Annotated in this window: 3 protein-coding genes; 1 reads left to right on the top strand and 2 read right to left on the bottom strand. The window is 70.9% G+C overall.

Annotation, left to right across the window (positions count from 1 at the left end; all coding sequences use genetic code 11):
- Both MJ783_RS07045 and MJ783_RS07040 read right to left on the bottom strand, forming a co-directional pair.
- The coding region (locus tag MJ783_RS07045) for an ABC transporter ATP-binding protein (protein WP_239309355.1) at positions 1–2,636 on the bottom strand (2,636 nt) is incomplete at its 3' end.
- A 114-nt stretch (positions 2,637–2,750) separates the two neighbouring features.
- Entirely contained in the window at positions 2,751–3,389 is a 639-nt protein-coding gene (locus MJ783_RS07040; protein ID WP_239309354.1) for a hypothetical protein, read from the bottom strand.
- Positions 3,390–3,618: 229 nt separating this feature from the next.
- Between MJ783_RS07040 and MJ783_RS07035 the strand changes: the two genes are divergently transcribed.
- Complete coding sequence (locus MJ783_RS07035; RefSeq protein WP_239309353.1) at positions 3,619–6,195, top strand: ATP-binding protein; 2,577 nt, start codon at positions 3,619–3,621, stop codon at positions 6,193–6,195.
- Positions 6,196–6,205: the final 10 nt, after the last annotated feature.

The raw sequence follows: 6,205 nt of genomic DNA, 5'->3' as shown, positions 1-6,205 counted from the left end.
CGGGGCGCGGCGGGTGCGGGCGGCTCGGGCGGCTCGGGCCGGCGTGCGTGCGCAGCCGCCACGGCGACCGGCGCCGGGGTGGCGCGGGGACTCCCGGTATCGATGACTGCCGCGCTCTGTGCGCTGGCGGTGACCACCGCATGGCGCGGTCGGGGGAGTGTCCGGACGCCGCCGGCGCGGGCGATGGCTGGCGGGGCAGCCGCCGGCACGCGCTGCGGCCGGTCACCGCGGAAAGGCCCGTCGTGGACCAGGCGTCCCCCGTCCAGGACGATCGTTCTCTCGATCACATCGGCCAGGCCGTCGAAGTCGTGGGATATCACGACCAACGTCAAGCCGGTGCGGACGCGAAGGTCCGCGAGCACCTTGATGAGGGTTCGCCGTGACGGGATGTCCAGCCCCGCCAGCGGCTCATCGAGGATCATCAGGCGGGGCTGGCGGGCGATCAGCCCGGCGAGCGCGGCGCGGCGCAGCTGGCCGCCGGAGAGGTTCTCCACCCGCCGGTCCCGGAACACCGCGGGATCCAGGCCGACGGCGGCCAGCGCGTCGTCGGCGGCGGCCGCGCTCACCCCGGCGGCGGCACGCACATCAGCACCTACGGTGGGTGCCAGCAGCTGGAGCCGGGAGTGCTGCACGGCCAGTCCGATCTCGCCGGGACAGGCGGTCAGCGGTCGGCCGGACATGTGGGCATCGCCTTCGGAGGGGCTGAGCAGACCGGCGAGGACGGCCGCGAGCGTCGACTTCCCCGATCCGTTACGGCCGTTGATCACGATTGATTCACCGATGCCGAGCTGGAAGGACACGTCGGTCAGCGCCCGGTGCGCCCATGGTGATCGAGGGGAGTAGATCTGCCCGACACCGTTGAGGCAGACCAGCGGTGACGCCTCGGCGTGCTGGCACGGGCCTGCGGGTGGGCCTGGGCGCGGATCCGGGCGCGGATCCGGGCGGGGATCGACAGACACGCAGGTGGTCGGGCCGGCTGCCGCGCCGTCCGCCGGTGTCATCCGGCCGCTGTCGAGAGTGATGCGGCGGTGTGCGCGCATCGCCTCGGCGCGGCGGTGGGTCACGTGCACGACCGTGACCCCCTCTTCGCCGGGAAGCCGCGCCAGCAGCTCGGTGAGCTGCTGGCGGCCGTCGGCGTCCACCATGGCGGTGGACTCGTCGGACACGAGCAGCCGTGGCGCCCGCGCGAGCGCCGCGGCGACCGCCAGCCGCTGTAGCTGCCCGCCGGACAGCGTCGCGGTTTCGTGGTCGGCGAGTTGGGCGAGCCCGACCTTCGCCAGCAGAGCCTCGACGTCGACCGTCCGGCCACCCTCCGGCAGGCCCCACACGATGTCGTCGCGGACCCGCACACCCAGTACCTGCGACTCCGGCCGCTGGAAAATCATGGAAGTGCCGCCGGGCCGGCCGAGCGCGCAGTCACCGGGCCGTAGCACCTGTCCGTCGGTGGGACTCCAGCCACCGATGATCCGGGCGAGCGTGGACTTCCCGGACCCGTTGCTGCCCAGGATCGCCACGAACTCCGCTGGCCGGATGGTGAGCGACACATCGTGGACGGCGTCCCGCGCGGCCCCCGGGTAGCGGTACGTCACCGATTCGAGCCGCACGGGAAGAGGCCGCGGCTGCGTATCAGGCTGTGGCCGCGAGTGTGGCCCCGAGTGCGGCTGTGGGCATGGCTGTGGGCATGGCTGTGCGTGCGGTCGCGGATGGTGCGGACTGCCCGCCATCCTGCGCCTGGGTATCCACCCCGGCGGGTTCGGCTGGTCGGTCCGGGCGGATGGTGCGCTGGCGGCGAGGTGGCGCAGTACCGGCCGGATGACCACTCCGGCGGCGAGCACGTTCACCGCCGTGTTCGCCAGCAGCGTGATCGGTAGCAGCGCCCACCAGTGCGTCGTGCCCCACCGGACAACCCAGTCCGCCGCCGCCAGCCCGGGGTTGTCCGGTGTGATCCCGAGCCGCGCGATGCTGCTCCGGGCGCCGTCCCAACTGTTGATGATCTCGGCGAGCAGCAGCCCGCGCAGCTGGGTGAGAACGCCGAACAGCGCGTCCATGACAAGCGCGACCGGCACCCACAGTGTGCCGACGGTCACCGCTGCCGTGCGCAGGAGACCCCACCGCCGACGGTGGGCCGTGCCGAGCACGGTGCCGTTCATCATGCAGGAGGTGATGGTGATCGCGAACCCGGTGCCGCCGAGGAGAACGGCCACCGCCATGGCCGTGAATATCGCCGTGCTGGCCGTGCGCAGCCGCCAGCGCGCGGCCAGCACCGCCGCCGGGACCGCCGCGGGGATCGTCAGCACCCAACCGAGCGGAAGGAAGCGCGCGACCAGGCAGATAGCGATCACCAGGTCGACGAGGACGGCCGCTTCGACGATTTCCGGCGCGCGCAGGTGACGCCCGGCCGAGAGCACACCGGGTGCCTCCGCCCGCCCGGCGAGACCGGTGAGACCGGTGAGGCTGGTGAGGCCGGCGGGTGCGGAGCCGGCGGAGGGCATGTCGGACGGCACGGTCGGCGTCAGTCCCCGGCCCTGCTCATGACCGGCCTGGTCGAGAAACCGGCCACCGCCGGCAACGCGCTGGCAGGTCCGGACCGAGGCTGTCTCGTGTTCGGTTCCCGTTTCCGCAGGGTCACTTACCACTCCCCGTCGCCGCCACATCGGACATCCAACTGTCGCATGGCGGCGGCGCGCTGTCCGAGTTGCCTCCGCCGATCACATCATGGCCACAGAAGATTATTTATGGCGGCGGGCCGGTCAGCCCAGCGGGCGGAAGGAAGCCGGCTGGATGGCGGGCGGCTCCGTGGTGTAAGCGGCGAGTGTGCGGGCCAGGTCGGTGGGGTCGATACCGATGGCATGCATGTTGCGGGCGAGGTCGCCCATGACGGACAGCGCGTGGTGCAACAGCACCTCGGCGATACCGGGAGGCTGGCAGATCGCCAGCCGGAACGCGTGCGCGGCGTCGCTGTCTCCGGTCAGCGCGGCCAGCGCGCCGACGCGGACCCGCTGGCTCAGTGATTCCCAGACGCCTTCGCAATGAGGTGCCTCGGCACTGCGCCACACTCCGCGGTAGGTCAACGACCGGATGACCGTGTGTGGCTGTTCACCGGTCCGTAGGTGCAGCGTTACCGCCCACATCGCCAACAGCCAGCTCAGCGAGCGCAGCAGCCGGGTGGAGTCGGCGGCGAGCCGGCCGGCCAGCGCTTCTTCCGCCGCACGCCGTGTGGATGCGTCCGCCCAGGCCTGGACTAGGCGTTCAGCCTCCACGATATCCGCGATGTCCAGCTCGGGCGTACATGGTCGAGCAACCGCGGCGGCCCGGTGGGACGCGGTGTCGACCAGTGCGAGCGCGCCGGCATCGTGCAGTGTCTGCCAGGCAAGTCCTGCTTGCGGCATGCCCGCTACGGTAATCGTCCGTTCGTCGTCTGAGTCCCGCTATAGCGCAGATCACTAGCCTCTTCCATCGCATTGCCCTGTTCGCTGGTTGCCCTTCCGGAGGGTGGCGAGTGTTCGTGGACCGTTCCTTATGTCTTGTTTTGTGATTTTGTTGTTGTTCGTCGTAAACGAATGTTTGCTTTCTGTATGCGTTCGGTGTGCCTCGCGGCGGACGCGCGGATGGCGCAGGATGGGTGCCGTGACTCGGGGAACGTTGCGTGTCTACCTCGGTGCGGCACCTGGCGTGGGTAAGACCTACGCCGCGCTGGATGAGGCCCACCGGCGTCACGACCGGGGCACCGACGTGGTCGTCGGCTTCGTGGAGACCCACGGCCGGCCGAAGACGGCCGCGCTGCTGGAAGGCCTGGAGGTCGTCCCGCGAAAGGAGATCTCCTATCGGGGCGCGGTGTTCACCGAGATGGACCTCGGCGCGGTGCTCGCCCGCAAGCCCGCGGTCGCCGTCGTCGACGAGCTCGCCCACACGAACGTCCCCGGCAGCCGCAACACCAAGCGCTGGCAGGACGTCCGCGAGCTCCTTGACGCCGGTGTCGACGTCATCTCCAATGTCAACGTCCAGCACCTGGAGTCACTCAACGACGTGGTCGAGAGGATCACGGGGGTGCCGCAGCGGGAGACCGTGCCCGATGACGTCGTCCGTGAGGCCGACCAGGTCGAGGTGGTCGACATGGCTCCGGAGGCGCTTCGCCGGCGGATGGCGCACGGCAACATCTACGCTCCGGAGAAGGTCGACGCGGCGCTGTCGAACTATTTCCGGATCGGCAACCTGACCGCGTTACGTGAGATTGCACTGCTGTGGGTAGCCGACAAGGTGGACGAGCAGCTCGACCGGTACCGCGCGGAGCACGGCATCGCCGGTACCTGGGAAACCCGTGAACGGGTGGTGGTCGCGCTCACCGGTGGCCCCGAGGGGGACACCCTGATCCGCCGGGCCGTCCGGATCGCTGACCGCAGCAAGGGCTCCGACCTGCTTGCCGTGCACGTCGCCCGGTCCGACGGTCTCACCGGCGCGAACCCACAGGCCCTCGCGCGACAGCGGGCGCTGGTGGAAAGCCTTGGCGGCAGTTATCACCACGTCATCGGCGAGAACGTCCCGACCGCGCTGCTCGACTTCGCCCGCGCGGAGAACGCGACGCAGCTGGTGCTCGGCGCCAGCCGGCGTGGCTGGCTCGCGCAGATGTTCAGTCCGGGCATCGGCGTCACCACGACCAAGCTGTCCGGATCGATCGACGTCCACATGGTCACCCACGAGGAGATCGGTCGAGGCTGGCGGTTGCCGCGGTTCGCGCACGGCCTGACGCCGCGCCGCCGGTTGATCGCGGCCGCGCTGGTGGCCGGCCTGCTCCCGCTGCTCACCGTCGTACTGGCGAACTCCCGTGGTTCGCTCAACCTCACCACCGACGCTCTCACCTATCTGCTCGCCGTGGTGGTCGTCGCGCTGGTCGGTGGGTTCTGGCCGGCGCTGCTCGCCGCGGTCGCGAGCTCGCTGATGCTGAACTACTACTTCACCCCGCCGCTGCGCCACTGGACGATCGCGGAACGCAACAATGCCTTTGCGCTCGTCGCCTTCATCCTTGTGGGAATCATGGTCAGCCGGGTTGTCGATCTTGCCGCGCGCCGGTACGCCCAGGCGGCGCGGGCCTCAGCCGAGGCCGCGACGCTGTCCGTGCTCGCCGGCAGCGTCCTGCGCGGCGAGGACGCGCTGCCGGCCCTGCTCTCGCGGGCGCGCGAGACGTTCGGCATGATGGCCGCCACCCTGCTGGAACGATCCGAGCAGCGCTCCGGCGCGGGCCGTGACGGCGGGAGCGTGCGCGGATGGCGGGTCGTGCACAGCATCGGGACCGACCCGTGCACCCGGCCCGAGGACGGTGACGTGGACGTCCCCATTGGGGACAACCTCGCGCTGGTGCTGCGTGGACGTCCGCTGCCCGCCGCGGACCGCCGGATACTCGCCGCATTCGCGGCCCAGGCCGCGCTCGCGCTCGAACAGCGCCGCCTCACCGAAGCCGCGGCCGAGGCCGGCCCTCTGGCCGAAACCGACCGGATACGCACGGCGCTGCTCGCCGCGGTCAGCCATGATCTGCGCACACCGCTGGCCTCGGCCAAGGCCGCCATCACCGGGCTGCGCGGCGGGGACGTCGCCTGGACCCGGGACGAACAGGCGGAACTGCTCGCGACCGCCGACGAGTCCATGGACAAGCTCACCCGGCTCGTCGACAACCTGCTCGACATGAGCCGGTTGCAGGCCGGCGCGCTCAGTGTCTTCCCCCGGCCGGTCGGTGTCGACGGCGTCATCCCGCACGCTCTCGACGAACTCGGCCCGCCCGCCCGGAACGTGGAGATCCAGATGCCCGAGGAGCTGCCCGACATCCACGCGGACCCCGCCCTCGTCGAGCGTGTGCTGGTCAACCTCGTCTCGAACGCGCTCCGGTACTCCCCCACGGGGACCCGTCCAGTCATCACCGCGAGTGCTCTCGACGATCGGGTCGAGATCCGCGTTATCGACCGCGGGCCAGGCATCCCGGCGGAGAACCGCGACCGGGTCTTCCAGCCTTTCCAGCGTCTCGGCGACCGGGACAACACCACCGGTGTCGGCTTGGGCCTGGCATTGTCCCGCGGTCTGGCCGAGGCCATGGGAGGTTCGCTGAGTACCGACGACACCCCCGGCGGCGGGCTCACGATGGTGCTGTCCCTGCCGGCCGCGTGGTCCGTCCGGCAGCCGGTCCCTGCCCGCGCCGCCGACGACTGAACGGCCCAGC

This window comes from Protofrankia sp. Cj3, assembly GCF_917627355.1.
Lineage (GTDB): Bacteria > Actinomycetota > Actinomycetes > Frankiales > Frankiaceae > Protofrankia.
This window is presented reverse-complemented; position numbering and strand designations above follow the sequence as displayed.